General features: G+C 48.1%; 2 rRNA genes. Both read right to left on the bottom strand.

Annotation, left to right across the window (positions count from 1 at the left end):
• Nucleotides 1–99: 99 nt before the first annotated feature.
• A 16S ribosomal RNA gene (locus tag A6E04_RS00005) occupies nt 100–1,644 on the bottom strand.
• 401 nt (nt 1,645–2,045) lie between these two features.
• Nucleotides 2,046–2,161 (bottom strand): 5S ribosomal RNA (gene rrf, locus A6E04_RS00010).
• Nucleotides 2,162–2,197 lie beyond the last annotated feature (36 nt).

Raw genomic sequence — 2,197 nt, forward strand, 5'->3', positions numbered from 1 at the left:
CTTTAATCAATAATCGAAATCATTAATTAAAGCTCTGTCACTTCAACTTATTAAAACCTAATCAATCTGTGTGAACACTCATAAATCGCAATCTATCGTTAAGGAGGTGATCCAGCCCCAGGTTCCCCTAGGGCTACCTTGTTACGACTTCACCCCAGTCATGAACCACAAAGTGGTGAGCGTCCTCCCCGAAAGGTTAAACTACCCACTTCTTTTGCAGCCCACTCCCATGGTGTGACGGGCGGTGTGTACAAGGCCCGGGAACGTATTCACCGTGACATTCTGATTCACGATTACTAGCGATTCCGACTTCACGGAGTCGAGTTGCAGACTCCGATCCGGACTACGACGCACTTTTTGGGATTCGCTCACTATCGCTAGCTTGCAGCCCTCTGTATGCGCCATTGTAGCACGTGTGTAGCCCTACTCGTAAGGGCCATGATGACTTGACGTCGTCCCCACCTTCCTCCGGTTTATCACCGGCAGTCTCCCTGGAGTTCCCACCATTACGTGCTGGCAAACAAGGATAAGGGTTGCGCTCGTTGCGGGACTTAACCCAACATTTCACAACACGAGCTGACGACAGCCATGCAGCACCTGTCTTACAGTTCCCGAAGGCACTAAGCTATCTCTAGCGAATTCTGTAGATGTCAAGAGTAGGTAAGGTTCTTCGCGTTGCATCGAATTAAACCACATGCTCCACCGCTTGTGCGGGCCCCCGTCAATTCATTTGAGTTTTAATCTTGCGACCGTACTCCCCAGGCGGTCTACTTAACGCGTTAGCTCCGAAAGCCACGGCTCAAGGCCACAACCTCCAAGTAGACATCGTTTACGGCGTGGACTACCAGGGTATCTAATCCTGTTTGCTCCCCACGCTTTCGCATCTGAGTGTCAGTGTCTGTCCAGGGGGCCGCCTTCGCCACTGGTATTCCTTCAGATCTCTACGCATTTCACCGCTACACCTGAAATTCTACCCCCCTCTACAGCACTCTAGTTCACCAGTTTCAAATGCGGTTCCGAGGTTGAGCCCCGGGCTTTCACATCTGACTTAATGAACCACCTGCATGCGCTTTACGCCCAGTAATTCCGATTAACGCTCGCACCCTCCGTATTACCGCGGCTGCTGGCACGGAGTTAGCCGGTGCTTCTTCTGTCGCTAACGTCAAGATGTACAGCTATTAACTGCACACCCTTCCTCACGACTGAAAGTACTTTACAACCCGAAGGCCTTCTTCATACACGCGGCATGGCTGCATCAGGCTTTCGCCCATTGTGCAATATTCCCCACTGCTGCCTCCCGTAGGAGTCTGGACCGTGTCTCAGTTCCAGTGTGGCTGATCATCCTCTCAGACCAGCTAGAGATCGTCGCCTTGGTGAGCTCTTACCCCACCAACTAGCTAATCTCACCTGGGCTAATCTTGACGCGAGAGGTCCGAAGATCCCCCTCTTTGGTCCGAAGACATTATGCGGTATTAGCTATCGTTTCCAATAGTTATCCCCCACATCAAGGCATATTCCCAGGCATTACTCACCCGTCCGCCGCTCGTCAGCAAAGTAGCAAGCTACTTTCTGTTACCGCTCGACTTGCATGTGTTAGGCCTGCCGCCAGCGTTCAATCTGAGCCATGATCAAACTCTTCAATTAAAGTTTTTTGGTTTGTTTCAGCAGAAACAAAACCGGCTCAATGATTTATACTGATTTCTTACATAAAAGTAATTTTGTGTAGTCACTCAGTTCATTGATTATTTTTGTTTGAATTCACTTCGAAAAGTAAAAGCAAACTAGTGATTATCAACTCACAAGTGCCCACACAGATTGATTTGGTTAAATTGTTAAAGAGCGTTGTCTTTCAACCACTTAGCGTTTCAGCTTCGTCGTTTCAGGCTGCGTATATTACGCTTTCTGATTTGAAAGTCAAGATAATATTTTCAACTTTTTCATTTATTTATGAAAGACTTAAAAACGTTATGTTGACTTGCCTCCAGCAACAAACTGGGAGCGAAATAAAAGCCCGTTCTATTGAACGGGCACTTATTCAAATTTAAGCCTGGCGATGTCCTACTCTCACATGGGGAGACCCCACACTACCATCGGCGCTATTACGTTTCACTTCTGAGTTCGGCATGGGATCAGGTGGGTCCATAACGCTATGGTCGCCAAGCAAATTCTTTAATTCGGAAAGCTGTATTGTGTTCTT

Source organism: Aliivibrio logei (genome assembly GCF_001691055.1).
Lineage (GTDB): Bacteria > Pseudomonadota > Gammaproteobacteria > Enterobacterales > Vibrionaceae > Aliivibrio > Aliivibrio salmonicida.